Here is a 24,940-nt window from a genome sequence, read left to right on the forward strand (position 1 = left end):
TCCATGAGGATGACTTTTTTTGTTGGGAATACAGATTCTATAATACGTCGGCCATGTCGTAAATGAGGCGTTCCGTCTTTTCCCAACCGAGACAAGGGTCTGTAATCGACTTGCCGTATACACCATCACTGATTTTCTGGCAGCCGTCTTCGAGATAGCTTTCGATCATAAGGCCTTTTACGAGGTCTTTGATATCGGCAGCATGGCGACGACTCTGAAGGACGTCTTTGGCAATGCGTATCTGTTCGAGATACCGTTTTCCCGAATTGGCATGGTTGGCATCGACGATGACGGCCGGATGGGAGAGGTCCCGTTTTCCGTAGGCTTCATACAGGCGCTGAAGGTTTTCGTAATGATAGTTTGGAAGACTATTGCCAAAGCTGTCGACGTAGCCCCGAAGAATGGCGTGAGCCATGGGATTTCCGGTCGTCCGGACTTCCCAGCCGCGGAAAAGAAAATTTTGGGAATGCTGAGCAGCTTCAATCGAGTTGAGCATGACTGAAATGTCGCCGGACGTGGGATTTTTCATGCCGACAGGAATGCCGACGCCGCTGGCAATCATGCGGTGAACCTGGTCTTCCACAGAGCGGGCGCCAACGGCAGCATAGGACAAAAGGTCCGATAAGTAACGGAAAATTTCCGGATAGAGGATTTCTTCGGCACAGGTAAAGCCCGTTTCCCGGACGACCCGTACGTTGAGTTCGCGGATAGCCATGATGCCGCCCAGCATGTCTTCCTTCCCTTCCGGATCAGGCTGGTGGAGCATCCCCTTGTAGCCGACGCCGATGGTCCGCGGCTTGCTGGTGTAAACGCGGGGAATGATGAATATTTTGTCTTTCACCCGGTCCTGTACCTTGACCAGGCGATGGATGTAATCGAGAACAGCCTTTTCATTATCGGCAGAACAAGGACCGATGATGAGCAGGAATCGATCATCCTTCCCGGCAAGGATATTTTGGATGACCTCATCACGCCGTCTTTTAACAGCCTTTGAGCCGTCATCCATAGGGAATTGTTCCATCAATTCCTGCGGTTCCGGCAGTTTCCGAATATATTCCATTTGCATTTCCATAGTCTTCCCCCCTGAGTAAAATTCGTCACGTCCTCATTATAGCACAGATACTGCCGTTGTCGGACAAAAGATTATCCCAGACGGACCGTAAAGGTAATCCGATCTCCCTTATAGGTCGCAAATATCTTTCCACCCATCAATTTGGTCAATTCCTCAGCCATGGACAAGCCGATACCGTAGCCGGCCTTTTGGCTGTTGTGGGACACGTCGCCGCGGTAGAACCGCTCGAAGAAGCGAGAATAGTCGACATTGGCCCCGTCGACATAGGTATTGGACACGTCGAGGACGACGCCATTTCCCAGCCGTGACCGGCGCAGGGCCACTTCGATACTGCCGCCGTCGTCACAGTATTTGACGGCGTTGTCGACGAGGATATTGACCAATTCATACAGGCATTTACTGTCGCCTTTGAGTCTGACATTGTCGGTAATAGCCGTAGTCAGCGTCTTTTCAGCGTCGATAGCCAGCTGCTGGAAGGAGTCCGACACGGTTTTTACCGTATCCGAGAAGTTGACGTCGGTAATGACTAGATCCACTTGCGACCGTTCGCCCATTTTGGACAACAGGATCAAATCTTGAATGAGGTTCGACAGACGGCGGACCTGCTTTAAGATACTGTCCGTCCACTGACTTTGGCCGTTCAGCATCTCAATGGCTTCAGCATTGGCGGAAATGATGGCAATGGGCGTCTTCAGCTCATGGCCGGCATTGGTAATGAACCGCTTCTGATTCTCCATATTCTGGACAAAGGGCCGGATGGCTATGTTGCAGAGGGCGGCCAAAATGAGGATGTAGACGACGACGCAGCCGAAGCCGAACCAGGCCGAGTAGCGCATAAAGGACGTAACGGCCGCCGCATCGCGGGTGGCGTCCATGATGACGATGAGGAAACTGCCGTCGTCATTGGGTTTTATCACGTAGGCGTAAGTCGCCCGTCCCTTTTTGAAAAATCCCTGTTTCTGCCCGGTCTCGCGCGACTCTTCGACGGTCGTCCGAGCGTATTCGATGGCTTCCGGCTGAGAAAAAGCTGCAATGTGCTGGATGTCGATGTGTTCGGCATAACCGTTGCCGTTGACGAGGACGCTGAAGAAACGGATTTGATAGGCAAATTCCGGCGTCTCTTCGGTCCACGACGGATCGCTGAAGAAACTGCTGTCGTCACCGCCGATTTTCTGAGGCACAGCGCCGTCATTATGGATGATATAGGTCAAAACGGACATGACCTGGGCGTTCATGCGCATATAGGCAATGGCGTTGATGAGTCCTAAGGCCCCGCCGACGACGACCAGGACGCCGATGACGGCCATGATGAGAAATTTGCGGCGCAAGCGCTTGATCATGTTCATAAGCCTATTTCCTTTCTTTTACCGAGAGCAAGTAGGTCTGGCCTCTTTCGCCGACGATTTCGATATCGGCCTGGATGGCTTCCAGTTTTTCCCGTAAATAGGAGACGTACATAAAGACGATGCCGTCGTCGACGTCACCTTCATCGCCCCAGACGTTGTCGAAAATTTGCTCCGTCGATAAGGGCTTCCCGACGTTGGCCATGAAAAACTTCATTAACTTCGTTTCTCGGTTAGCCAAGCGAATGGAGCTGCAGCAGACCATTTCCTGTTCATCCACATCGAGCTTAACGGCTCCGACGTGGAGCTTCGACGGCGTAAAGGACTGGGATCGCCGCGTCAACGAGCGCAGGCGGGCCAGGAGTTCTCCCATGGCAAAAGGTTTGGTCAGGTAGTCGTCGGCGCCGGCGTCGAGACCGGTGATGCGGTCATCGACTTCGGCCTTAGCCGTCAGCATGAGGACCGGCGTCATATCCCCTTTTTCCCGGATTTCCTGCAGGGCCTGAACGCCGTCTTTTTTCGGCATCATGATGTCGAGGATCATACAGTCATAAGACTGGACCAGGGCCTTATCGACGGCGGCCTGACCGTCATAGACGGCATCGACCTCATAGCCCGAATGGGTCAAAATCGCGACCAGGGCCGCGGACATTTCTTTTTCATCTTCCGCTAAGAGAAGGCGCATCTTCATTCCCCCTTATTCTTGTGCATGGATCAAATTGCGGATGGTCTGCATGGACACGTCACACGACGCCAGTTCATCGGCACAACGCTTCAATTCCCGGACGATGAGCTGAGGATTTTTGATATCCTGCTTGTACTTCATCTGGTGTTCCAGGCTGGCCCAAGAATCCATGGCAATGGTCCTAAGCTGGACTTCAGCATAAAAGCGGCCCGGATTGGCGCCGGTTACGTCTTCATAGGGCGCCTGCAGTTCTAAAATCAGATGGTAACTGCGATAACCGTTGGGCTTGACGTTGCGGATATAATCTTTTTCTTCGACGACGTGAATGTCGGGCTGACTCTTCAAAAAATCAATAGCTCGATAAATATCGTCGAGAAAACAGCAGACGATGCGGATGCCGATGGCATCGTATATATGGTGGAGCGCCGACTGTGCTGTCTGGGGCAGGCCTTTGCGGTCGCACTTTTCCCGCATGCTGGCCTCGCCCTTCAGGCGGTAGATCAAATGCTCGTAAGCGGCTTCACCGGTCTTTTTCTTGGTATCACTGCTATAGGCCCGGATACGGCCGATAAGGTCCTGCATCACGGCCTCGAGAGCCGGTTCATATGCACCATAAATGGATGTGCTGTCCATAAAATCACCTCATTCACTAACTAGTACGAGTATTATACCATAAAAAAGGACGGTGCCGCACACGGGCACCATCCTTTTTAGATACTGTTTAAATTCTTTTATGAAAGTTTATACAATCGTTGTGCAACGATCTTCATTCTGTCTTATTGGTCAGATAGTATGAAATACGGCTCAGGCCGATGGACAAATCTTCCCGAAAGACGAAAATCCCGTCCGGTACGGTCAATCTGAGCGGTGCGAAAGACAAAATACCGCGGATACCGGCATCGACCATTTGATCTGCCACCTGCTGGGCAACGGCTGCCGGCGTCGTAATGATGCCGATCTGGATGCCTTCGCGACGGATGACGTCCCCCATTTCAGAAATCGGCGTGACTTCGACACCGCCGACGTTTTGGCCGATAATGCGATGGTCGACATCAAAGAGGCCCGTCGTCCGGAAACCCAAACGACCGAAGGTCTTATAGTTCGCCAAGGCCCAGCCGAGATGGCCGATGCCGGCGATGCCGACTTTCCAATGCTGCTGCAAACCGATGATTTCCACGATCTGTTGACACAATTCACTGACATAATAACCGACGCCTTTTTTTCCAAAGGCACCAAAGCAGGTAAGGTCCTTGCGAATCTGTTCCGGTGTGATGCCTAAGCGTTCCCCTAATTTTTCGGATGAGATGATATCGATTCCCGCATCTTGCAGTAATAGCAAGTCCCTGTAGTACAGCGGCAACCGTTCGATGACAGCATCCGATATTGCCTTTTTCTGTCTCATGGATAGTAACCCTCCAACTATGTCCCCAGCTATTCCCTATAGCTATAAGCAATCTTGTCTAGTGATAATAGTCACATGCCTATTATATATCATTGTGAATTATTTCGCAAACTGTTTTTATTACTTTTTTCACATAGTTCCCCAAACATATTGGCGAAGAGGGCACTCATCAACCAAAAAGTGAGCGATATTTGCGTGCTGAACAAATCATAATCACTGATACCGCTGATGGAAAGCGACAGGACGGACGCCGCCAAGGTCATGGAAAGGGACCGGTCAAAAGTCCGAACGTGATGGTCTTTTACGTAACGAATAGCGTACCAAGCATTTCCGAAGAAAAACCACAGGCCGAAAAAGGTACCGACCAGCCCCGTTTCCGCCAAGAAATTGAGATACATATTGTGGGCGTGGAAGATGACGATGCCCGCTTCCTGTATCAGTTCATTGTACACGGGATAAACGTGTTTAAAAGCCCCCCAACCGATGCCGAACAAGGGATGGTCGAGAAACATAGCAATGGCCGCTTCCCACATATCCATGCGCATGGCAACAGACGTATCGGCTTCACTGTGGCTAAAAATCGATAAGAGCCGGTCGGCGACACCGCCATGATAAAAGGCTCCGATCAAAGGCGCTGCCAAAAAGAGGAGCCATACCCTCTTGTCCCAAAAAAGGCCAAAGAAAAAGACCAAGGCGCCGACACTGAGCCAGGCCCCGCGGGAGTAGGTCAAAACCAGGCAAAGGGTCAGGATGGCCAGGAGCACCAAGTACATGACCCGGTGCCAGTAATGGCGGGTGCAGATCATCATCGATGCTGAAGCGCTCATGACGATCAACAGGAAGGCCGACAGCAAGTTGGGGTTGTACAGCGTCGAATACATGCGACGCCGCAGAAGCGGAAAAGCCGCCTCATCGACCCATTCGGCATTGTTCAGAACCAGCATGTGAGCATACTGATACAGGCCGTACAAGGCGACGGCAAAGGCACTGAACAAGAGGGCCGAAAAGAGCATCCTCCGTTCCCACGAACGGTGCACAAAGACCAAGATGCCGTAATAAAGTAGGATATACTGCAGAATCGTAAAAACGTAGAATGCCATTCCCATAAAAAAATGGGGCGAGCCGATGAGCGACAAAAAAGCGGCGACGGCAAACCCGACGGCAGGCATGGAAAGAGGCCCTTTTCGAAGAGGCAGGCGCGGGTACCGCATCATATAATAAAGACCGAGAAGCAAGGCCACGACGAAAAAGCCCTCCATCACAAAAAGATTCAGGGGCATAAAAAAACAGTCCCGGCCAGGGCATAGACGACGCGCAGCCGTGCCCGCTCAGCAGGCGTACTGCCGGTCCGTATCATCCACTTCATATAGGTTCGCTCCTCCGTAAATATATGTTTTATTTTATCATAAGGTCCACTCCGGCGCAACGAAAAAGGAGTATCTCCACAGGGAGACACTCCTTTTTCGACAGCCTGCTGACAGGTCTGTAAAACGATAGGTAACGCGTCTTTCCAAGCCGACAAGACGGTTTAAAAAAGCTGATAGTTTTTCCGAAGATATGCCCGTACTTCACCTTGAATGTAGAGCGATCCCACGATGCACAGGACCTGATCCGGTGTTACAGCGGCGAAGGCCTTATCGAGTCCTTCAGCAAGACTTTCGGCCCAATCGGCTTTACAAGGCACAAGTTCTGCCATGGCCTTCGGATCGGACGTGCGCGTCGTCGGTGCCGGTGCACAGACGACGTAGTCATCTTCGTGAAAGAGTTCCCGTACCATTTGGCTGTAATCCTTATCGGCTAGGACCGAAAACAGGAAGACCCGCTTGCGGTCTCCAAAGACGTCTTCATAGGTCTTGCAAAAAGTCGTAATGCCGGCCGGATTATGAGCGCCGTCGAGGACGACGTCTGTATGGCCGGCCTTAAAGACTTGAAATCGTCCGGGCCACTCGACGTGGCGGATACCATTTTCAAGGGCCGTCCGAGTCAGCTTTTTCTCATGGCGGGCCAAGAGGAGCAAGGTCATGACGGCGGCGGCACAGTTGATCCGCTGGTGTTTCCCCAATAAAGGCAGGACCGTCGTAATGGCAAAGCCGAATTTTTCCCGGACGGTCACCATCTGGCCTGTCGCCGGGTCTTCGGGACCGGCATTGCCGACGACGTCGAAGCTGTGATCAAGGGCATAAAGCCGGCTGTGCATGGCATAGGCCTTGCGGGCGATAACCGATAGTGCCGGCTCTTCCGCCGTCGTGACGACGGGCACCCCTTCTTTAATGATGCCCGCCTTCTGCTCGGCAATGGCTTCAATCGTATTGCCGCAGTATTTCATGTGGTCCATAGCCACGTTGGTGATGACCGATACGGCCGGAACGATGACGTTCGTCGAATCGAGGAGTCCCCCCAGTCCGACTTCGATGACGGCATAGTCGACACCGATGCTGGCAAAATACCAGAAGGCGGCCGCCGTAATCAGTTCGAATTCTGTCGGCCCTTCCCCGCCGTCAGCTACCATGGCCGTCACGGCGTCTTTGACGACGGCGACGGCAGCGGCAAAGTCATCCTCAGAAATGTCGTGATGGTCGATGTGGATCCGTTCCGTATAGGACTCCAAGTGAGGCGACGTGTAGCGGCCGGTCTTAAAACCCGCTTCTGTAAGGGCCGATGCGATCATGGCCGTCACCGATCCCTTGCCGTTGGTACCGGTGACGTGGATGGTCTTATATTTGTTTTGGGGATTTCCCAGGCGTTCCAAGAGATTTTGGATGCGCCCGAGTCCCAACTGGATGCCAAAGACGTTGGCAGCTTCTAAATAGTGTATTGCTTCTTCGTATGTCATGAGAGCCTCTTAGAGTTTTGCCAAATCTTCCATGCGTTTCGTAAGGGCAGCCATTTTTTCCTGATAATCGGCCAGTTTCCCCTTTTCCTTTTCGACGACGGCTGCCGGAGCTTTGGCCAGGAAGCCCTGGTTAGCCAGCTTCTTGTCGAGGCGGTCGATTTCCTTCTGGAGCTTTTCCTGTTCTTTCTGGACGCGGGCCGTTTCTTTTTCGACGTCGATCAGGTCTTTGAGCTGTAAATAAACTTCGATGCCGGGCACGACGGCGACGACGGCGTTTTCAGGTTTGGCGTCACCAGCCGAAAGGAGGGTAACTTTGTCGGCAAAAGCCAGGGTATGGAAGTAATCTTCATAATCGTTCAAGGTCTTGGCCAAGTCTTCCGTTGCCGGTGCTAAGATGACCGGAGCCTTCTTGCCCATGGGAACGTTCGATTCGGCTCGGAGGTTACGGATGCCCTTGATAGCTTCCATGAGGGTGTTCATGGTAGCCGCGTCATCGGCAAAATTCCACTTATCCTGAGCCTTCGGCCAGGGGGCGACGATGATGCTTTCCCCTTCGTGAGGCAGATGCTGCCAAAGGTGTTCCGTAACAAAGGGCATGAAGGGATGGAGCATTTCCAAGGTATGGGTCAAAACGTAGACCAAAACGTACTGGACGGTGTGCTTGTCGCGGTCGCTGGCGGCCTGGTAGAGGCGCTTCTTGGCAAGTTCGATGTACCAGTCGCAGTAGGAGCTCCAAATGAAGTTATAGACGGCATCGGCGGCGTCGCCCAGTTCAAATTTATCGAGGTCTTCCGTGACTCTGGCTGCCGTTTCATTAAAGGACGTCAAAATCCAGCGGTCGGCCAAGGTCAAATCGCTTTCTTCGGGAACGAAGGCTTCGTCAAAGTCGGTAAGGTTCATGATGACGAACTTCGAGGCATTCCAAATCTTATTGGCAAAGTTACGGTTAGCTTCGACTCGTTCCATGTAAAAACGCATGTCGTTGCCCGGCGTATTGCCCGTAACCAAGGTAAAGCGAAGGGCATCGGCGCCGTATTCTTCGCAGACGCCGAGGGGATCGATGCCGTTGCCCAGAGACTTACTCATCTTGCGTCCCTGGCTGTCTCGGACGAGGCCGTGGATGAAGACGTTTTCAAAAGGAATATCCTTCATGAATTCGCAGGTCATGAACATCATGCGGGCAACCCAGAAGAAGATGATGTCGTAGCCCGTAACCAGGACGCTGGTCGGGAAGAACTGGTCGAGATCAGCCGTCTTATCAGGCCAACCCATGGTCGAAAAGGGCCAAAGGGCCGAGCTGAACCAAGTATCGAGAACATCGGGATCACGATGGATATGCGTGCTGTGGCAGTGCGGGCATTCCGTAATGTCTTCACGGCTGGCCGAGGCTTTGCCGCAGTCGTCGCAGTACCAGACCGGGATCTGATGGCCCCACCAGAGCTGGCGGCTGATGCACCAGTCATGGACGTCTTCCAGCCAATGGTTGTAGGTCTTGACGAAGCGTTCGGGAATGAAGCGGGTCTTTCCGTCTTCTACGGCTTTGAGGGCGGCTTCGGTAAGGGGCTTCATCTTGACGAACCACTGCTTAGTGACGAAGGGTTCGACCGTCGTCTTGCAGCGCGAGCAATGGCCGACGGCATGGGTCAATTCTTCAATATGATCGAGGAGTCCCAGTTCTTCGAGGTCGGCGACGACGGCTTTGCGGCAGTCTTCGCGGGTCATGCCATTGTATTTGGCACCGGCTTTTTCATTCATCGTACCGTCGAGGTTCATGATCATGATCGATTCCAGGTTATGGCGCTGACCCATTTCAAAGTCGTTGGGGTCGTGAGCCGGCGTAATCTTGACGGCGCCGGTACCAAAACCGATATCGACGTAGTCGTCGGCAATGACTTCGACTTCGCGGTCGACGAGGGGCACGATGATTTTCTTGCCGATATACTTCTTCATACGGTCATCATTGGGGTTAACGGCAACGGCCGTATCGCCCATGATTGTTTCCGGCCGAGTCGTGGCAATCATGATGTAGTCGTCTTCACCGACGACGGGGTATTTTACGAACCACAGATGGCCGGCTACGTCAGAGTGGTCGACTTCGATATCCGACAAGGCCGTATGGCAGTGAGGGCACCAGTTGGTAATGCGCTGGCCCTGATAGATGAGGCCTTTTTCGTACAGGGAAATGAAGACTTCCCGAACGGCACGGGCGCAGGTATCGTCCATGGTGAAGCGCTTGCGGCTCCAGTCGCAGGACGAACCCAGGCGGCGAATCTGTTTTTCGATGCGGCTGCCGTACTGTTCCTTCCAAGCCCAGACCCGTTTCAGGAATTCTTCGCGGCCGATTTCATAGCGGTTTTTGCCTTCTTCCGCCAACTGCTGTTCGACCTTGACCTGGGTGGCAATGCCGGCATGGTCCGTGCCGGGAATCCAGGCGACGTTATAGCCTTCCATGCGCTTGAAGCGGACCAGGATATCCTGCAGGGTATTGTCCAGGGCATGGCCCATGTGGAGCTGGCCGGTTACGTTCGGCGGCGGCATGACGATGCTAAAGGGTTTCTTGCTCTTATCCGGTTCTTGATGGAAGTAGCCCTTCTTTTCCCAAAAATCGTACCACGTCATTTCCATCTCATTCGGTGCATACGTGCCCAGTTGTTCTTTATTCCATTTCATGCTTATTCCCTCCAAAACAAAAAAGAGCATTCCCTCGCCTAAGGGTTCATTCCTTAGGACGAAAGAATGCTGTATCTTCCGCGGTACCACCTAAATTGCCGCTTTTGCGACCGCTTCATGGCACAGGTAACGTCTGTTTGACGGACAGGCCTTTCCTCCTGCCAGCTCACGGGTGACGCGCCTTATTCTCTTTGAATGCCCTCTCACCGAATCGGCATTTCGCTGACAAAAAGAAGTAAAGCTTCTTCCGCTCATCGCCTTTATTGTGATAAATATTGTAGCAAGTTTACCTAAGCCTGTCAAGACGCGCCGACAGGTTATACCTTCAAATCGGCGATGGAATAGAGGGTGGCATAACCGGCCAAGGACACCGTGTCGCCTTCCAGTCGGCATTGGAGTTCTCCGCCCCGTCTCGATGCCTGATACGCCAGGAGATCTTGTTTTCCAAGCTTTTTCGCCATAATAGGAATAATATGGCAGTGGCCGGAGCCGCAGACCGGATCTTCGGGCACGGAGAGCTTGGGGGCAAAGCTGCGGCTGACGCAGTCGTATTCTCGGCCCGGTGCCGTAATGTGACAAAGCATGCCGTCGAGGCCTTTGATTTTCTCTAAGTCCGGCTGATAATTTCTCACGGCATCTTCGTCCGGCAGGATACAGACCAAATCCCGCGCCATATAAGCTTCTAAAGGCCTTATGCCGAGAGCGTCGGTCATGGCATCGGTGACCGGCGTCGGTACCATATCGTAGGCCGGAAAATCCATGGAAAACAGGTCCCCGTTACGGGTAACGACCAAATCCCCGCTCAGGGTATGGAAGACGAAGCGATTGACCTTTGGCTCGACGAAGTTAGCCAGGACAAAGCTCGTTCCCAAGGTCGCATGGCCGCAGAGGTCTATTTCACCACCCGGCGTGAACCAGCGAAGGCGATAGGCGTCCCCTTCTTTTACGGTGAAAGCCGTTTCTGACAGGTTGTTTTCCATGGCAATGGCCTGCATCAATTCATCGGGCAGCCAAGCATCCAAAACGCAGACAGCAGCCGGATTGCCTTTAAAAATTTCTTTGGTAAAAGCATCGACGACGTAACATTTCATAAGAATCCCTCCTCCAAAAATCTCTTTTCCTGCCTTCATGATAGCATAGGAAAAAAAGGCACACCATAACATAATTGTATGCCCCACGATTATGTTCGATAGGAATCTAAGACCTTCTTTATGATATGGAGCCCTTTTTCTAAAGACGCCTTATCATACGGCGCCCCAATGGCAAATCTGGCGCCGTTGACGGGAACATCGGTACCGACAGCAAAGTGTTCCGCCCCTAAAAGGCGTACGCCTTGGTCACGGCAAAGTGCTTCAAAGACTTGACCGGTCAGTCCCTCAGGCAGGGTCAGCCAGCGGCAGAGGGCTTCGGTCCCACCGGCTAAGGGCCAGCCGCGTAAGATCCGATCAGCGAGCTCATTGCGTTCCCGCAGGCTTTGGCGTCGAAGAGCCAGCAAGGCGCCGCACTTTCCCGATACGACGAGGCGGGCAGCCAATTCCATGAGGAGGGCCGACTGAGAAAGATTCAACGTGTATAAGGCCGAAGAAAGCTGCTCTTCGATCCTTCCGGGCGGCACGACATAGGCCAACCGCAAAGCCGGCAGAATCGCCTTGGACAGGCTAAAAATATAGACCGTCTGTTCCGGCGCCAGGGTCTTGATCGAAGGCATCGGCTTTTCCGTAAACAAGGCGGCAATGGCGTCTTCGATGATGAAGAGGCCGTGCCTTTGGGCAAAGGCAGCCAGCCTTTTTCGTCCCGCTTCAGACAGGGTACGGGTCGTCGGATTCTGAAAGTCCGGCGTCACGTAAATCCCTTTGATATGATGATTCTTTAAGGCATAGGAAAGGCCGTCTTCACTCATTTCCCCCTCCTGCTGCCCGACGGGAACGAGGCGAATACCGAAAAGTTTCGCTGCACTCTTGAGTCCCGGGTAGACCAGAGGATCGACACCGATGCGGTCACCGGGGCGAAAGAAGGTTGAAAGGACGGCTGCCAAGGCATTCTGACCGCCGCTGGCAAATAAGACCGGTCCTTCCGGTACGACACCGACATCTTCCAACAGGCGACGAGCCGCTTCCTGATAAAATCCGTCATTCCTATAGGCATACTGGAAAAAAACTTCGCGGCTCGGATCTCCCATCATTTCGGCTACTAAAGCCGCCACCGCATCGCCAGCCAAACGCTCGGGCATCATGGACCCCATCTCGATGAGGGACGTCCGGTCCGGCGCGACGGATACGTTCATCCCGGCATCATAGGCAACGAAGGTACCCCTGCCGACGACGCTGGTAAGAAAACCGCCATTGGAACAGTATCGGAAAGCCTTAGACACAGTACTGACATTGACATCGAGAAAATCAGCCAGTTCCCGTTGAGGCGGCAATTTCGTTCCCGGCAAAATCTTACCATTCTCGATATCAGCCATAAGTTGCGCCGCCAATGCCTTATAAAAAGGCTGGGCCCTGCATTCTATCTCTCGACGGGATGGCCTCCAGGACATGGGATAGGTTTCAAAAGAATTGACCGGCATCAGAGGGTCTCCCTTCTCTATTTTTGGTAAAAAAATTATCCTTATGAAGACGATTGATCTTCATAAGGATAATGATACACGACAGTATGATGTTTGAAAAGCCGCTTATAAGGTCCCTACCAAATCGATGCCCGGTTTCAAGGTCTTAGCGCCGGGTGTCCACCGAGCCGGGCACACTTCGTCTCCGTGTTCACGGACGAACTGGCAAGCCTGTACCTTGCGCAGCAGTTCTTCAGCATTTCTGCCTACATTGCCGGCATTGACTTCATAAGAGACAATCTGGCCTTCCGGATTGATGATGAAGGTTCCCCGTTCAGCGACGCCGGCGTCTTCGATGAGGACTTCAAAATCACGAGCCAGGGCATGGGTCGGATCGGCCAACATGGGATACGTAATATCCTTGATGAGCGGCGAGTGATCATGCCAGGCTTTGTGTACAAATTCCGTATCGCAGGAAACAGAATAGATTTCGCAGCCTATTTTTTTGAACTCTTCATAAAAGCTTTCGAGGTCGGCTAATTCTGTCGGGCACACAAAGGTGAAATCAGCGGGATAAAAAAAGAATACGCTCCATTTTCCCAAGAGGTCTTCCTTGGTAACGGTGATGAATCCGTTATCATGGTAGGCCTTGGCCGTAAAATCACTGACTTCCTTGTTGATTAATGACATAAGTATGAACCTCCTTTTAAATGAAAATCACTATCATTATAAATAAAAGATATCATGAATTGCCTGAAAAATCAAGGCAAACATAAAAACTTTTTGTAATAACTCAGGTCTTTCAAAGGACAAAAAAGGACGTGAGCAACTGTACTCACGTCCATCCGAGGCAGCTGCTGTAAAAGACATCGCCACTATATAAGGAAGTTTCTATGGGTATATTATTTTACTGTCGTCCGTCCCGTTTCAGGAAAAAGGGCAAGGCCACTTCCGGGAACAAGGTATAACTCAGGACGTCTTCCATGCTGGCATTGGGGAAGCCTTCGTTAGCCAGGGACTTCTTAGCTGCTTCCAATTCCGGAGCCAAGTCATCGGCCGGACGATGGGTAATGACCGGTTCGTCGCCAATGCACATCTTCCGGAATGCTTCATCGATCTTGCCGGGTACACGGCCATATTTGCCGCGAACGATATCGCGCACTTCATTGGTTACGATTTTATAACGGCCGTAGAGGACGTTTAAGGCAGCTGCTGAACCGGTGATCTGACTGGTCGGCGTAACCAGAGGCGGATAACCGAGGTCACGGCGGACATTCGGCATTTCAGCCAGGACTTCGTCGAAGCGGTCTTCGGCTCCTTGGGCTTTAAGCTGGTTATAGAGGTTGGTCAGCATGCCGCCGGGAATTTGATATTTGCGGACAGCCGGGTTGATCTGACTGGGCATGGTCAGTTTAAATTCATCGGCCAGTTCCTTGCGGACATTCTTAAAGTGATCGACAATAGGCCACAGGCGGTCGACGTCGATGCCCGTGTCGTAAATACTGCCATTTAAGGCCATGACCATCGATTCTGTCGCCGGCTGGCTGGTGATTTCACCAAAGGGTGACAAAGCGGTATCGATGATGTCGACGCCGGCTTCAATGGCCTTCATGTAAGTCATTTCACCAAGACCGCAGGTGCAGTGCGTGTGCAGTTCAATGGGAACGGTCAGATGCCGCTTCAGCATGCGGATGAGGTTATAGGCGTCATAAGGCGACAGGAGACCCGACATATCCTTGATACAGACGGAATCGACGCCCATATCCTGCAGTTCCTGACCGACTTTGGTGAAGGATTCCATGGTGTGAATCGGGCTGATGGTGTAGACCAGAGCCCCCTGGACATGGACTGATTTCGTGTCTTTCGCCGCTTTGATGGCCGCTTCCATGTTGCGCGGATCGTTTAAGGCATCAAAGACGCGGATGATGTCGATGCCGTTGTCGACGGCACGGTTGACAAATTCATAGACGACGTCGTCGGCATAGTGCCGATAGCCCAAGATATTTTGACCGCGAAGCAGCATCTGGAGAGGCGTCTTTTTGACGTGCTGCTTAATCGTCCGCAGGCGTTCCCACGGGTCTTCATCGAGGAAGCGCATACACGTATCAAAAGTAGCTCCGCCCCAACATTCGAGAGCATTGTAGCCTAATTCATCTATCGCTTCCAGTACAGGAAGCATCTGGCGAAGGCGCATGCGAGTCGCTGCAATGGACTGATGGCCGTCGCGCAGAACCGTTTCCGTTATTTTTACTCTTGCCATTCTCTTTCCTCCATAGTATATCTATTGCAATGTGTTTATTTTAAAATCATACGTACTATTTTATTATATCATAGTAGGACCGGCATGGCTATTCATATCTAGGTCATAGGCCGTCTGTCCTTGAAAGACGTAGACGTGACCGAGGGGGACGTCCCCTTCCCGCCACGACAGGGCCAATGGAAGACTCCAACGAGCGGTCCTGACGGTAAGGCTGCGGTAACCTCGAACGCGCGACGTTTCGCGGCGATGATAAGAAATAGTAACGGCCTCATCCGTTGGCAGGGTTCTTAAAAAGGACAGGAGCTGCTTTCGATAGCGATAGGTATCGACGAGTTCCCCCATAGCCGGCGTGTAAGCTCCGGCCATGACCTGCGATGCGTCATCCAGGTCTTCGGTGGCCTGAAGTCCCGTTCGTATACACGAGATTCCTCGTTCCAGAAAGTGCTGCTTCATATAAGCCGCCCGCCGTACCCCTTCATCGATGGTAAGGGGCGTATACCGCCCTTCTTCATACATCGCGGCCAGTTCCGTCCCCTTTAGGACGGCGACGGGATAAATGCGGGCTATATCGGGCTGGAGACGGCAAATCGCCTTCGTCGTTCGGCACAGGCTGTCCCAATCTTCCCCGGGAAGGCCCGGCATGAGCTGATGACCGACGGTAAAGCCATATTGCCGCAGCAAGGCCGTAGCCGCGACGACGTCTGCTGCCGTATGACCTCGCTGGGCCTCCTGCAGCACCCGGTCGTCCATCGATTGGACGCCGAGTTCTACACAGGTCAGTCCGTAGTTTTTTAAATTCGTTAAAATATCTTCACTGATGCAGTCCGGCCGCGTCGAACAGCGAAGGCCCTGAATAAGGCCTTTTTCGAGAGCCTCATAAGCCGGTCGGAGCAATTTTTTTTGCATCTCCAGGGGAATGGCCGTAAAGCTGCCGCCGTAAAAGGCCACTTCCCAGTGACGCCCTTCACCGGCTGAGGCCGTATAGCCTTGAATAAGCTCTCGTATGGCCCCTGCCGAAGGCAGGCCATGATGGCCCGTAATCTGCCACTGATTACAGAAGACACAGCGATGGGGACAGCCGATATGGGGGATAAAAATAGGGATGATAGAAGTTTTCATGGTCATAAAGTGTATAAATTGCGAAAGAGGAGCTGCTCAGGCAGCTCCCCGTCTACTTGCCTTTTAACCGCATGAGCGCTTCGTGCGACGCGTGTTGTTCGGCATATTTTTTTGATTTTCCCGATCCTTCACCGAGCACCTTGCCATTGACCAGAATTTCCATGTAAAAAGTTTTATCATGGTCCGGTCCTTCTGTCCGGCAAAGGCGATACTCGATATGCTGCGGACCGTCTTGCTGTACGTACTCTTGGAAAATCGTCTTGTAGTCTTTTTCATAATGACCACTGTCGACGAGGTCCAAATAGTCCTTTAATTGGTGAAGGATGAATTTCCGCGCCTCTTCGTAAGAGCTGTCGATATAGATGGCACCGACAACGGCTTCAAAGGCATCGGCCAGCATACTGGGACGCGTGCGGCCGCCGGTTGCAAGTTCCCCCTTCCCCAGGAGGAGATAGTCACCCATATGGAACTTCATGCACACCGAAGCCAGGGGGCTTTCACTGACGACACTGGCTCTGGCCTTTGATAGCTGCCCTTCGGGCATATGCGGATAGTGGAGAAACAAGTATTCCCCTACGACCAAGTCTAAAATGGCATCGCCTAAAAACTCAAGGCGTTCATTGTAGTAGCCGTGATTGGCTTTATTTTCATTGGCATAGGAAGAATGGGTCAGGGCCTGGTCCAAAATAAGGAAATTATGGAACTCTCCAAGGCCCAAGACCTGTATGAACTGTTCTAACTGTTCTTTACGAGTCGTATCCATCAGGTCAGTCTTCTTCTTTATTCAGCATATTTTTTGAACAGCAGCGTCGCGTTGTGACCGCCAAAACCAAAGGAGTTGGAGATGGCAACGGTGACGTCGGCGTCAACGGCTTTATTCGGAACATAGTTGATGCCAAAAGCTTTCAGTTCCTCTTCCGGTTCAACAAGGTTGATCGTCGGATGGACCTTGCCGGTTTCAATCGTCATGGCGCAGGCAATCGCTTCGACGGCGCCGGCGGCACCGAGGAGATGGCCGGTCATGGACTTCGTCGAGCTCATGAGCATATCTTTGGTATGGTCGCCAAAGACACGGGCAACGGCGACGGATTCATTAAAGTCATTGAGGTGAGTGGATGTGCCGTGGGCATTGACGTAGTCGACGTCTTCCGGTTTGAGGCCGGCGTCTTTGACAGCCAGGGCCATGCACTTGGACTGCTGAAGGCCTTCCGGTGCCGGTGCCGTGATGTGGTAAGCATCGGCATTGCTGCCGTAGCCGCCGATTTCACAGTAGATGTGAGCACCGCGTTTTTTAGCATGTTCCAGTTCTTCGAGAACGACGATGCCGGCGCCCTCGCCCATGACGAAGCCGTCACGGTCTTTATCGAAAGGACGCGAAGCATGAGTCGGATCGTCATTGCGCGTGCTGAGGGCCTTCATCGCCGCAAAGCCGGCAACTGCTCCCGGAGAAACGGCAGCTTCCGTACCGCCTGCCAAGGCTGCATCGAGTTCGCCCCGCTGAATCATGCGGTAGGCATCGCCAATGGAGTTGGTTCCCGTTGCGCAGGCCGTAACGACACTGGCGCAGTGGCCTTGAAGGCCGAAGAAAATGGATACCTGGCCGGAGGCCATATTGGCAATCATCTTCGGTACGACAAAGGGATTGACCCGGGACGGGCCTTTCGAAAAGAGGCCTTTATATAAGTTATGCAGCGTTTCCATGCCGCCGATACCGGTGCCGATAATCGTACCGATACGGTCGCGGTCTTCTTCGTCTAAGTTGATTTTCGAATCATCTAAGGCCAATTTTGCAGCGGCTACTGAATACTGCGTGGACGGGTCCATATGACGGGCTTCTTTCCGGTCGATACCGAAATCGGCAGGATCAAAATCCTTGACTTCGCCGGCAATGCGAGTCGTATATTCCGCTGCGTCAAAGTGGGTAATGGGGCCGATGCCGCTTTCGCCGTTGAGCAGGGCCTTCCAAAAAGCATCTTTACCGATGCCGACGGGAGAAATAACCCCTAACCCTGTAATTACTACGCGTTTTTCCAAAGTTTTCACCTCATTATAAAATGTAACGCACTTATCACTCGGGAATCTCTTCCATTTCCCGCTTGATATTTGCAAATATATCCTTGACCGGCAGGATGTCATGAATTTCCATCATTCGTTTGCCGGAAAATACCAGGCCTGTTTCAACGTCCCCTTGCTGGGCCCGCGTCAATGCCCGGATAATACAGTATTTATGACTGCACTTTTTCAGACAGAAATCACACGTTTCCGGCTTCGGTGCCGTACCCAAAAGAATTCGTTCCGAGAACGGCGTACGGATAGCTTGACCGGGAAGGCCGACAGGGCTGTGTACGAGGATAAAATCTTCCGGTTTATTGGCCCGGAGGTAGACTTCTTTTAAAGCGTCAGCGCCGTTTGATTCGACACTGGCTGCAAATCGGCTGCCCATTTGGACGCCGTTGGCTCCGAGACGGAGCATTTCTGCAATATCGCTTCCATGCAGGACGCCGCCGGCGCCGATGACAGGAATGTCAACAGCGGCCCGTACTTCCGGTACGATGACGCGGCTCGAGCGATTCGTTCCCAAATGCCCGCCTGCTTCTGCACCTTCGACAACGACGGCCGAAGCACCCAGGGATTGGGATATTTTAGCTAGTTTGGCAGAAGACACAATAGGGACAATAGGCGTGCCCGAATCCTTTCCCCAAGCAAACATATCTCGGGAAAAACCTGCGCCTGCCACAACCAGATCGATTCCTTCTTCAATTGCCGTAGTAACCAAGCCCTTAAATTCGCGGGCTGCCACCATGACATTTATACCTATAATTCCACGAGGAGATAACTTTCTGGCTAACTTAATTTCATGTCGCAATTCGTCAAAAGGCATGCCAGATGCCGCAATAAGGCCGATACCGCCTTCATTGGCTACTGCTGCCGCCAAACGGGCTGTGGACAAACGGATTGCCATACCACCTTGAATAATTGGCACCTTTGCTACAAGCTTACCTATTCTTAATTCTGGCAGCTTCACTCTGTTTTCCTCCATTCAAGATACCAGGAGGGGAAGACACATATGCCTCCCCCTTCAGGCTCTTATTGCAAACTTATGCTTTCTTTTCCTTTTCAATGTAATCAACTGTATCTTTGACAGTTTTGATTTTTTCAGCAACATCGTCAGGGATTTCGATATTGAATTCTTCTTCGAAAGCCATGATCAGTTCTACGATGTCCAAGGAATCAGCGCCTAAATCATCGATGTAAGCAGCGTCCATTTTGACTTCTTTTTCGTCAACGCCTAACTGTTCAACAACAATGCTCTTTACTTTTTCAAAAGTATTTTCTTCGCTCATGTCCATTCACCCCCTTTCAGTGGAGTATGATTGTTTACATTACCATGCCGCCGTCTACATTGAGGGTCTGGCCGGTAATATAACTGGCATCATCCGATGCAAGGAACAACACGGCTTTTGCCACTTCTTCCGGCTGAGCCACGCGGCCCATGGGAATCGTTTTAATCATGGCATCGACAGTGTCCTCGCCGAGGACAGCCGTCATATCCGTTTCGATGCATCCCGGAGCAATGGCATTGCAGCGGATGTTTCGCGAAGCCAGTTCTTTGGCAACCGATTTGGTGAAACCGATGAGGCCTGCTTTCGCCGCAGCATAGTTAGCCTGGCCGGCATTGCCCGTTTCACCGACGACAGACGTGATGTTGATAATCGAACCGCTGCGCTGCTTCATCATCAGCCGGGTAACGGCTTTGGTGCAGTGAAAAGCGCCGGTAAGATTGGTGTCAAGCACAGCCTGCCAGTCTGCTTCTTTCATAATCATGAGCAGGCCGTCGCGAGTGATGCCTGCATTATTCACTAATATGTCGATACGTCCCAATTCCTTCTTGACGTCTTTGACCATGGCCGTAACGGCGGCTTCATCAGCCACATCGCACTGGATGGCAAGGCCCTTACGCCCTTTTTCTTCGATAAGGCGGACCGTTTCTTCAGCAGCCGCGGTATTGCCGGCATAGATGACAGCGACGTCGGCACCGGCTTCAGCAAGTGTCAAAGCTGCCGCACGACCGATGCCGCGGGAGCCGCCGGTAACGATGGCTGTTTTTCCTGTTAACTGCATTTTATCGAACCTCCTGGAAAAATTCAAGCGTTTTCTGTAAGGAAGGAATATCTTCTACATTTTCGCTGTGGATTTTACGGTCAATTTTCCGGTTAAAACCGCAGAGTGTTTTACCCGGGCCGACTTCTACGAAGTTTTCAGCACCGAAATCGAGCATGGTCTTAGTGCAGTCGATCCAAAGGACGGGACTTGCCGCCTGCTTGATAAGCGACGCTTTAATATCGGCTGCAGCCGTTTCAATTTGGCCGTTGACATTGGCAACGACGGGGATCTTGGCATCGGAAATCGTAATATCGTCGAGGACTTCGGCCAGGCGTTTCGCTGCCGGTTCCATGAGCGTGCTGTGGAAGGGAGCGCTGACGTGAAGGAGAACGGCCCGTTTAGCACCGGCATCCTTCATGCAATTGGCCGCTTCTTCAACAGCTTTGGTGCTGCCGGCAATGACGATCTGGCCGGGGCAGTTGAAGTTGACTGCCTGAACGACGCCGCCATCTTTAGAAATGTCGGCGCAGATTTCCTTGATTTTATCTTCCGCTAAACCGAGGATAGCTGCCATGCCGCCTTCGCCAAGGGGTACGGCTTCCTGCATGAACTGACCGCGAAGGCGAACGGTCCGAACGGCATCGGCAAAGGTCAGGGAACCAGCAGCAACGAGGGCCGAATATTCACCGAGGCTGTGACCGGCTGCGATGTCGGGCAGAAGGCCTTCCTGAGCCAATACACGGCAGCAGGCCGTGCTGGCCGTAAGGATGGCCGGCTGTGTATTATAGGTCTTCATCAGTTCTTCGTCAGGACCTTCAAAGCAAAGTTTCGTCAGAGAGAACCCCAATGCGTCATCAGCTTCTTCAAAGAGCTGTTTTACAATCGGGTAGGCATCGTATAAATCCTTGACCATCCCCACTTTTTGGGCGCCCTGGCCGGGAAAAACAAAGGCTTTCTTCATCATCAATCACACCTCTCGCAAAAAATCAATACCACTTCATAACTAAGCCGGCCCACGTCAATCCGGCACCAAATCCGGCCAAAACGACGATATCATCGCGCTTCATACGGCCTTGACGTAAGGCTTCATCGAGGGCAATGGGAATGGATGCTCCCGACGTGTTGGCGTATTTATCAATGTTTACAAAGACTTTTTCCATGGGAAGGTGGAGCCGTTTGGCTGCCGATTGGATGATGCGGGTATTGGCCTGATGAGGAACCATGAGGTCGATGTCTTCATAACTGAGACCGGCTCGTTCCAAGGCTTTTTCCGCCGTCCGTCCCATAACTTTAACGGCAAATTTATAGACTTCCTTACCGTCCATCTTAACGTAGGTCAAGTGTTTTGCCCGCGCTTCGTCCGTCGGCAAAATAGCGACGCCGCTGGACGGGATGCTCAGGTATTTACCGCCGCTTCCGTCAGCACCCATGTCGGCACCGAGGATGCCGTAGCCCTGCGGGACGGGACCGAATACAGCGGCCCCGGCTCCATCGCCGAAAAGGACGCACGTGTTACGGTCGGTCATATCGAGGAAACGGCTGAGGATTTCAGCCCCGATGACCAAGACGTGGCGGTACATGCCCGTTTCGATGTACTGTGACGCCGTAATGGCGCCATAGGCAAAGCCCGAGCAGGCAGCGTACAAGTCAAAGACCGCTGCATTCTTGGCACCGATATTATCCTGTACAATGCAGGCTGTCGACGGAATCGTCATGTCCGGCGTCAAGGTGCAGACGATAATCATATCCAGGTCTTCAGCAGACAGATTGGCCATTTCCAGGGCCTGTTTGGCCGCGATGGTGCACATGTCCGACGTATTCATTCCGTCTTCGGCAAAGTGCCGCGTTTTGATACCCGTACGGCTCTGAATCCATTCATCCGATGTATCGACATACTTTTCCAATTCGGTATTGGTAACGACTCTATCGGGTACATAATGGCCCGTCCCCAGCACGCCGGCTGCGTTAGCTTTCACTATCATACTGTTCTACCTCTTCTTCCTCTATACTTTTTCGAATATGGCCGATGACGTCTTGCTCTGCAATTTCGCCGGCCACGCGGACGGCATTTTTGATGGCCTTCGCTTTAGAGCTGCCGTGGCAGATAATGAAGCTGCCGTTGACCCCCAATAAGGGTGCTCCGCCGTATTCGGTAAAGTCCAGTCTCTTCTTGAGCGATTTCAAGGCCGGATAGATGGCCAGGGCCCCTAATTTAGCGATGAAGCCGCTCTGTTTGATCGTGTCGCGGACGAGACGGATGATGAACATGGCCATGCCTTCCCCAAATTTCAGGATGACATTGCCGACGAATCCGTCGCAGACGACGACGTCGACCGTTCCTTTCGGTATATCTCTGCCTTCTACGTTACCATAGAAAGTAATGGTTTTCAAATTTTCCAACATGGGATGTGTCTTTTGACACAGCTCATTGCCCTTCGATGCTTCTTCACCGATGTTCAAGAGGCCTACAGCCGGCTTTTCGATGCCGAGGATGTATTTGGCGTAGTGGCAGCCCATAATGGCGCCTTCGACCAAATGCTTCGGCTTGCTGCTGGCATTGGCCCCGGAATCGAGGAGGACAGTAATCCCCTTTTTCGAAGGAATCGGCGTAGCGATGCAAGGTCTTTCAATTCCCTTTATGCGGCCCAGTTCGAAAAGGGCAGCCGTTACCGCAGCCCCGGTACTGCCGGCGGCAACGACAGCATCACATGCGCCGTCCTTTACCAAGCGGGCAGCAACGACGATGGATGCGTCTTTCTTGCGGCGAATGGCCTGAGCCGGATGCTCGCCCATTTCGATGACTTCACTGGCATGGACGATCGACAGGCGTTCATTTTCTTTTGCCCCATGCGTCGTCAATACCTGGCGTATCTTCGTTTCATCACCGACCAGGACGACATCGTAATCATATGCTTTGACGGCTTCGATGGCACCGAGGACAATTTCTTCCGGTGCATAATCGCCGCCCATCGCATCTACTGCTATTTTCATGATACTACCGCTCCATTATTCCAAAGATTCTATAATAAATTTCGCCCGGAACACTTCTTTTCTCATCTTCCGAATCGTAACCCATACGTAGTATTTCTGGTCGCGCTGGCGGATGACGTCAGCTTTGGCAATCAGTTTATCGCCTACGGTAACGGGTTGTTTATATTTTACATTGGCCACTGCCGTGATACAGACCGGAAGGTTTAATACGGTCCGTGCCAGGGAGCTGGCCTGGGCATACAGGCATTGGGAGCGCACGATATGGGCTTCGTCGACCATATCATCCGTAGCCGTCATAATCGAAATGGCATTCTTTCCGATGATGCAGTCTACGAGTTCGCCGACGACGGTCGCATTTCGCAGTTTGGGCTGCGCAGCCTCCGCCTTTTGACGGATGCGGATACGCATTTCAGGGATCCCCAAGGCCATGCGGTCCAAGCGGATTGTAGCTACACTGACGGAAAGTTCTTCAGCTAATTCTTCGTCATTTATAAAAGGATTATCTTCAATTCGCTTCTGTAACAAAGCATGTCGCTTATCTCTTGCTATACGGACCATGTCATTCACCCTTGAAATTATTACCAAGTACTATTAGCACATACAACTAGAGATTATATAATGTTTTGACGATTTTGGCAAGGAAAATAAAAAAAGTATGCTTTCACCCCATTCATTCTCGTTGAATTGCCGAAAGCATACTCCTCACTCCTTAGTATTTATCGAAATCTATTTCGTTCAATACGTCACGCAGTTTTTCTAACTCTTCTTTGGTCATAGTAATCCCTTTGGTCATGGCCTGGTAATCCGGATCCCACGAGCGCAGGTCAAACTTAGGAGCCCGATTGTTCCAGCTGATATAGGTCAATTCTTTGCGCCATCCGTCCTTATTTTCAGACAAGGTGCCGCAGATATCTTCGATGTTAAAATTTAACTGTGCCATTGTATACCTCCCGATAGCGTTCATTGTTTGCATCATGTCAGGTTATGTCGATAACCCAATTATTTTATATAATAGCAAATATGCAAATTATGTCAATACAGCAGATTCGCCAATAATGTCAAGCTTTTTTTCACCCTTAACCGTGGCTCTTTCTCCGTTTGAAAAGCCCTCCGTGAGCCTCACTGATATCGAAGACCGAGACGAAGGCGGCCGGATCGATGGTCGTAATGGCGTCGCGAATCTTAGTAATTTCCAGACGCGATACGACGCAGTACAAGATCATCGTCTTTTCCCGTTTATAAGCCCCTTCACCGTTGATGAGGGTTACAGCGCGGCCCATGTCCTGGGTAAGGCACTGGGCGACGGCGTCGTGTTTTCCCGTTACGATGAGCATCCCCTTCATTTCGTCGAGACCGGTCGTAACGACGTCGATCATCTTATAGGCAATGAAGTAGGCGACAAGGGAATACATGGCACTGTCCCAAGAAAAGACAAAGCCTGAGCTGCCTAAAATGAAGAGGTTGAAGAACATAATGATTTCGCCGACAGAAAAAGGCATCTGACGATCGGCGATGATGGCCAGGACTTCCGTGCCGTCAAGGGACCCGCCCCAGCGAATGATGAGGCCGACACCGAGACCGATGATGATGCCGCCGTAAATGGTCGATAGAAAGGGATCTGACGTGACCGGCGGATAGTGGAGGAAATCGCTCCATACGGACAAACAAAGAATCGAAAAGAGCGATGACACGGTAAAAAAGGCACCGATTTTTTTATACCCGAATATGAAAAAGGGAATGTTCAAAACGATGATGAAAATACTGAAGCTGACGCCCGTAAGCTCAGCTGCCATGAGAGCAATGCCGACGACACCGCCGTCAATGACGTGGTTCGGTACGAGGAATACATCGAGACCGAGCGTATAGATGAAGGCCCCAAAGGCAAGCCCCAAGGCGCGTAAGAAATATTTCAT

24 protein-coding genes are annotated in these 24,940 nt (G+C 52.0%); all 24 read right to left on the bottom strand.

From position 1 onward, the window contains the following. Positions 1-37: 37 nt before the first annotated feature. The 24 genes from TX77_RS08945 to TX77_RS09060 all read right to left on the bottom strand — a co-directional run bounded on the left by TX77_RS08945 (position 38) and on the right by TX77_RS09060 (position 24,940). Entirely contained in the window at positions 38-1,072 is a 1,035-nt protein-coding gene (locus TX77_RS08945; RefSeq protein WP_044504469.1) for a 3-deoxy-7-phosphoheptulonate synthase, read from the bottom strand. 71 nt (positions 1,073-1,143) lie between these two features. Then, positions 1,144-2,418, bottom strand: a complete 1,275-nt coding sequence (locus tag TX77_RS08950; protein WP_044504472.1) for a sensor histidine kinase — start codon at positions 2,416-2,418, stop codon at positions 1,144-1,146. Between the two features lie 4 nt (positions 2,419-2,422). After that, complete coding sequence (locus TX77_RS08955) at positions 2,423-3,100, bottom strand: response regulator transcription factor (protein WP_044504475.1); 678 nt, start codon at positions 3,098-3,100, stop codon at positions 2,423-2,425. Between the two features lie 12 nt (positions 3,101-3,112). Then, positions 3,113-3,733: a GTP pyrophosphokinase gene (locus tag TX77_RS08960; protein ID WP_044504477.1), complete on the bottom strand. Its 621-nt coding sequence runs from the start codon at positions 3,731-3,733 to the stop codon at positions 3,113-3,115. A gap of 133 nt (positions 3,734-3,866) precedes the next feature. Then, positions 3,867-4,502 carry a redox-sensing transcriptional repressor Rex gene (locus TX77_RS08965; protein ID WP_044504479.1) on the bottom strand — a complete coding sequence of 212 codons (636 nt, stop codon included), beginning with the start codon at positions 4,500-4,502 and terminating at the stop codon, positions 3,867-3,869. 89 nt (positions 4,503-4,591) lie between these two features. Next, entirely contained in the window at positions 4,592-5,782 is a 1,191-nt protein-coding gene (locus tag TX77_RS08970) for an O-antigen ligase family protein (RefSeq protein ID WP_230198098.1), read from the bottom strand. 248 nt (positions 5,783-6,030) lie between these two features. Beyond that, entirely contained in the window at positions 6,031-7,335 is a 1,305-nt protein-coding gene (locus TX77_RS08975) for a bifunctional folylpolyglutamate synthase/dihydrofolate synthase (RefSeq protein ID WP_044504481.1), read from the bottom strand. Between the two features lie 9 nt (positions 7,336-7,344). Beyond that, positions 7,345-10,005: a valine--tRNA ligase gene (locus TX77_RS08980; RefSeq protein WP_044504483.1), complete on the bottom strand. Its 2,661-nt coding sequence runs from the start codon at positions 10,003-10,005 to the stop codon at positions 7,345-7,347. Between the two features lie 317 nt (positions 10,006-10,322). Then, complete coding sequence (locus tag TX77_RS08985; protein WP_044504485.1) at positions 10,323-11,096, bottom strand: PhzF family phenazine biosynthesis protein; 774 nt, start codon at positions 11,094-11,096, stop codon at positions 10,323-10,325. Between the two features lie 89 nt (positions 11,097-11,185). Next, positions 11,186-12,574: an aminotransferase-like domain-containing protein gene (locus TX77_RS08990; protein WP_044504487.1), complete on the bottom strand. Its 1,389-nt coding sequence runs from the start codon at positions 12,572-12,574 to the stop codon at positions 11,186-11,188. A 105-nt stretch (positions 12,575-12,679) separates the two neighbouring features. Next, positions 12,680-13,243, bottom strand: coding sequence for an alkyl hydroperoxide reductase subunit C (gene ahpC, locus TX77_RS08995; RefSeq protein ID WP_044504489.1), 564 nt, complete (start codon positions 13,241-13,243; stop codon positions 12,680-12,682). Between the two features lie 217 nt (positions 13,244-13,460). Beyond that, positions 13,461-14,813 carry a pyruvate carboxylase subunit B gene (locus TX77_RS09000; protein ID WP_044504490.1) on the bottom strand — a complete coding sequence of 451 codons (1,353 nt, stop codon included), beginning with the start codon at positions 14,811-14,813 and terminating at the stop codon, positions 13,461-13,463. A gap of 63 nt (positions 14,814-14,876) precedes the next feature. After that, positions 14,877-15,938 (bottom strand): elongator complex protein 3, encoded by a 1,062-nt coding sequence (locus tag TX77_RS09005; protein ID WP_230198100.1) that lies wholly within the window; start codon positions 15,936-15,938, stop codon positions 14,877-14,879. A gap of 46 nt (positions 15,939-15,984) precedes the next feature. Beyond that, a complete protein-coding gene (gene rnc / locus TX77_RS09010) occupies positions 15,985-16,695 on the bottom strand; it encodes a ribonuclease III (protein ID WP_044504493.1) in 711 nt (236 codons plus the stop codon). 17 nt (positions 16,696-16,712) lie between these two features. Continuing rightward, entirely contained in the window at positions 16,713-17,966 is a 1,254-nt protein-coding gene (gene fabF / locus TX77_RS09015; protein ID WP_044504494.1) for a beta-ketoacyl-ACP synthase II, read from the bottom strand. Positions 17,967-18,000: 34 nt separating this feature from the next. Continuing rightward, complete coding sequence (locus TX77_RS09020) at positions 18,001-18,957, bottom strand: NAD(P)H-dependent flavin oxidoreductase (RefSeq protein ID WP_176698822.1); 957 nt, start codon at positions 18,955-18,957, stop codon at positions 18,001-18,003. A gap of 73 nt (positions 18,958-19,030) precedes the next feature. Continuing rightward, positions 19,031-19,276 carry an acyl carrier protein gene (locus TX77_RS09025; protein WP_044504498.1) on the bottom strand — a complete coding sequence of 82 codons (246 nt, stop codon included), beginning with the start codon at positions 19,274-19,276 and terminating at the stop codon, positions 19,031-19,033. Positions 19,277-19,310: 34 nt separating this feature from the next. Beyond that, positions 19,311-20,054 (bottom strand): 3-oxoacyl-[acyl-carrier-protein] reductase, encoded by a 744-nt coding sequence (gene fabG / locus TX77_RS09030; protein ID WP_044504500.1) that lies wholly within the window; start codon positions 20,052-20,054, stop codon positions 19,311-19,313. A gap of 1 nt (position 20,055) precedes the next feature. Then, positions 20,056-20,997, bottom strand: coding sequence for an ACP S-malonyltransferase (gene fabD / locus TX77_RS09035; protein ID WP_195891185.1), 942 nt, complete (start codon positions 20,995-20,997; stop codon positions 20,056-20,058). Between the two features lie 25 nt (positions 20,998-21,022). Continuing rightward, positions 21,023-22,018 carry a beta-ketoacyl-ACP synthase III gene (locus TX77_RS09040; RefSeq protein WP_044504504.1) on the bottom strand — a complete coding sequence of 332 codons (996 nt, stop codon included), beginning with the start codon at positions 22,016-22,018 and terminating at the stop codon, positions 21,023-21,025. Further along, positions 22,002-23,027: a phosphate acyltransferase PlsX gene (plsX, locus tag TX77_RS09045; RefSeq protein ID WP_044504506.1), complete on the bottom strand. Its 1,026-nt coding sequence runs from the start codon at positions 23,025-23,027 to the stop codon at positions 22,002-22,004. Before plsX ends, TX77_RS09040 begins: the two co-directional genes overlap by 17 nt. Before the next feature lie 15 nt (positions 23,028-23,042). Beyond that, positions 23,043-23,585, bottom strand: a complete 543-nt coding sequence (fapR, locus tag TX77_RS09050; protein ID WP_044504508.1) for a transcription factor FapR — start codon at positions 23,583-23,585, stop codon at positions 23,043-23,045. A gap of 151 nt (positions 23,586-23,736) precedes the next feature. Beyond that, positions 23,737-23,967 (bottom strand): YdbC family protein, encoded by a 231-nt coding sequence (locus tag TX77_RS09055; protein WP_044504509.1) that lies wholly within the window; start codon positions 23,965-23,967, stop codon positions 23,737-23,739. Positions 23,968-24,103: 136 nt separating this feature from the next. After that, positions 24,104-24,940, bottom strand: a complete 837-nt coding sequence (locus tag TX77_RS09060) for a YitT family protein (protein ID WP_044504510.1) — start codon at positions 24,938-24,940, stop codon at positions 24,104-24,106.

The organism is Megasphaera massiliensis, assembly GCF_000455225.1.
Taxonomy (GTDB): Bacteria; Bacillota; Negativicutes; order Veillonellales; family Megasphaeraceae; genus Megasphaera; species Megasphaera massiliensis.

Excerpts from the sequence above, each read along its gene's own strand:
- TX77_RS08960 (WP_044504477.1), bottom strand. The coding sequence starts at position 3,733 with ATGGACAGCACATCCATTTATGGTGCATATGAACCGGCTCTCGAGGCC.
- TX77_RS08965 (WP_044504479.1), bottom strand. The coding sequence starts at position 4,502 with ATGAGACAGAAAAAGGCAATATCGGATGCTGTCATCGAACGGTTGCCG.
- TX77_RS09005 (WP_230198100.1), bottom strand. The coding sequence starts at position 15,938 with ATGACCATGAAAACTTCTATCATCCCTATTTTTATCCCCCATATCGGC.
- fabD (WP_195891185.1), bottom strand. The coding sequence starts at position 20,997 with ATGAAGAAAGCCTTTGTTTTTCCCGGCCAGGGCGCCCAAAAAGTGGGG.
- TX77_RS08990 (WP_044504487.1), bottom strand. The coding sequence starts at position 12,574 with ATGCCGGTCAATTCTTTTGAAACCTATCCCATGTCCTGGAGGCCATCC.
- rnc (WP_044504493.1), bottom strand. The coding sequence starts at position 16,695 with ATGGATACGACTCGTAAAGAACAGTTAGAACAGTTCATACAGGTCTTG.
- TX77_RS09055 (WP_044504509.1), bottom strand. The coding sequence starts at position 23,967 with ATGGCACAGTTAAATTTTAACATCGAAGATATCTGCGGCACCTTGTCT.
- TX77_RS09060 (WP_044504510.1), bottom strand. The coding sequence starts at position 24,940 with ATGAAATATTTCTTACGCGCCTTGGGGCTTGCCTTTGGGGCCTTCATC.
- TX77_RS08955 (WP_044504475.1), bottom strand. The coding sequence starts at position 3,100 with ATGCGCCTTCTCTTAGCGGAAGATGAAAAAGAAATGTCCGCGGCCCTG.
- TX77_RS08945 (WP_044504469.1), bottom strand. The coding sequence starts at position 1,072 with ATGGAAATGCAAATGGAATATATTCGGAAACTGCCGGAACCGCAGGAA.
- fapR (WP_044504508.1), bottom strand. The coding sequence starts at position 23,585 with ATGGTCCGTATAGCAAGAGATAAGCGACATGCTTTGTTACAGAAGCGA.
- TX77_RS08980 (WP_044504483.1), bottom strand. The coding sequence starts at position 10,005 with ATGAAATGGAATAAAGAACAACTGGGCACGTATGCACCGAATGAGATG.
- ahpC (WP_044504489.1), bottom strand. The coding sequence starts at position 13,243 with ATGTCATTAATCAACAAGGAAGTCAGTGATTTTACGGCCAAGGCCTAC.
- TX77_RS08975 (WP_044504481.1), bottom strand. The coding sequence starts at position 7,335 with ATGACATACGAAGAAGCAATACACTATTTAGAAGCTGCCAACGTCTTT.
- TX77_RS08985 (WP_044504485.1), bottom strand. The coding sequence starts at position 11,096 with ATGAAATGTTACGTCGTCGATGCTTTTACCAAAGAAATTTTTAAAGGC.
- TX77_RS09000 (WP_044504490.1), bottom strand. The coding sequence starts at position 14,813 with ATGGCAAGAGTAAAAATAACGGAAACGGTTCTGCGCGACGGCCATCAG.
- TX77_RS08970 (WP_230198098.1), bottom strand. The coding sequence starts at position 5,782 with ATGCCCCTGAATCTTTTTGTGATGGAGGGCTTTTTCGTCGTGGCCTTG.
- fabG (WP_044504500.1), bottom strand. The coding sequence starts at position 20,054 with ATGCAGTTAACAGGAAAAACAGCCATCGTTACCGGCGGCTCCCGCGGC.
- TX77_RS09025 (WP_044504498.1), bottom strand. The coding sequence starts at position 19,276 with ATGAGCGAAGAAAATACTTTTGAAAAAGTAAAGAGCATTGTTGTTGAA.
- TX77_RS09040 (WP_044504504.1), bottom strand. The coding sequence starts at position 22,018 with ATGATAGTGAAAGCTAACGCAGCCGGCGTGCTGGGGACGGGCCATTAT.
- plsX (WP_044504506.1), bottom strand. The coding sequence starts at position 23,027 with ATGAAAATAGCAGTAGATGCGATGGGCGGCGATTATGCACCGGAAGAA.
- TX77_RS08950 (WP_044504472.1), bottom strand. The coding sequence starts at position 2,418 with ATGAACATGATCAAGCGCTTGCGCCGCAAATTTCTCATCATGGCCGTC.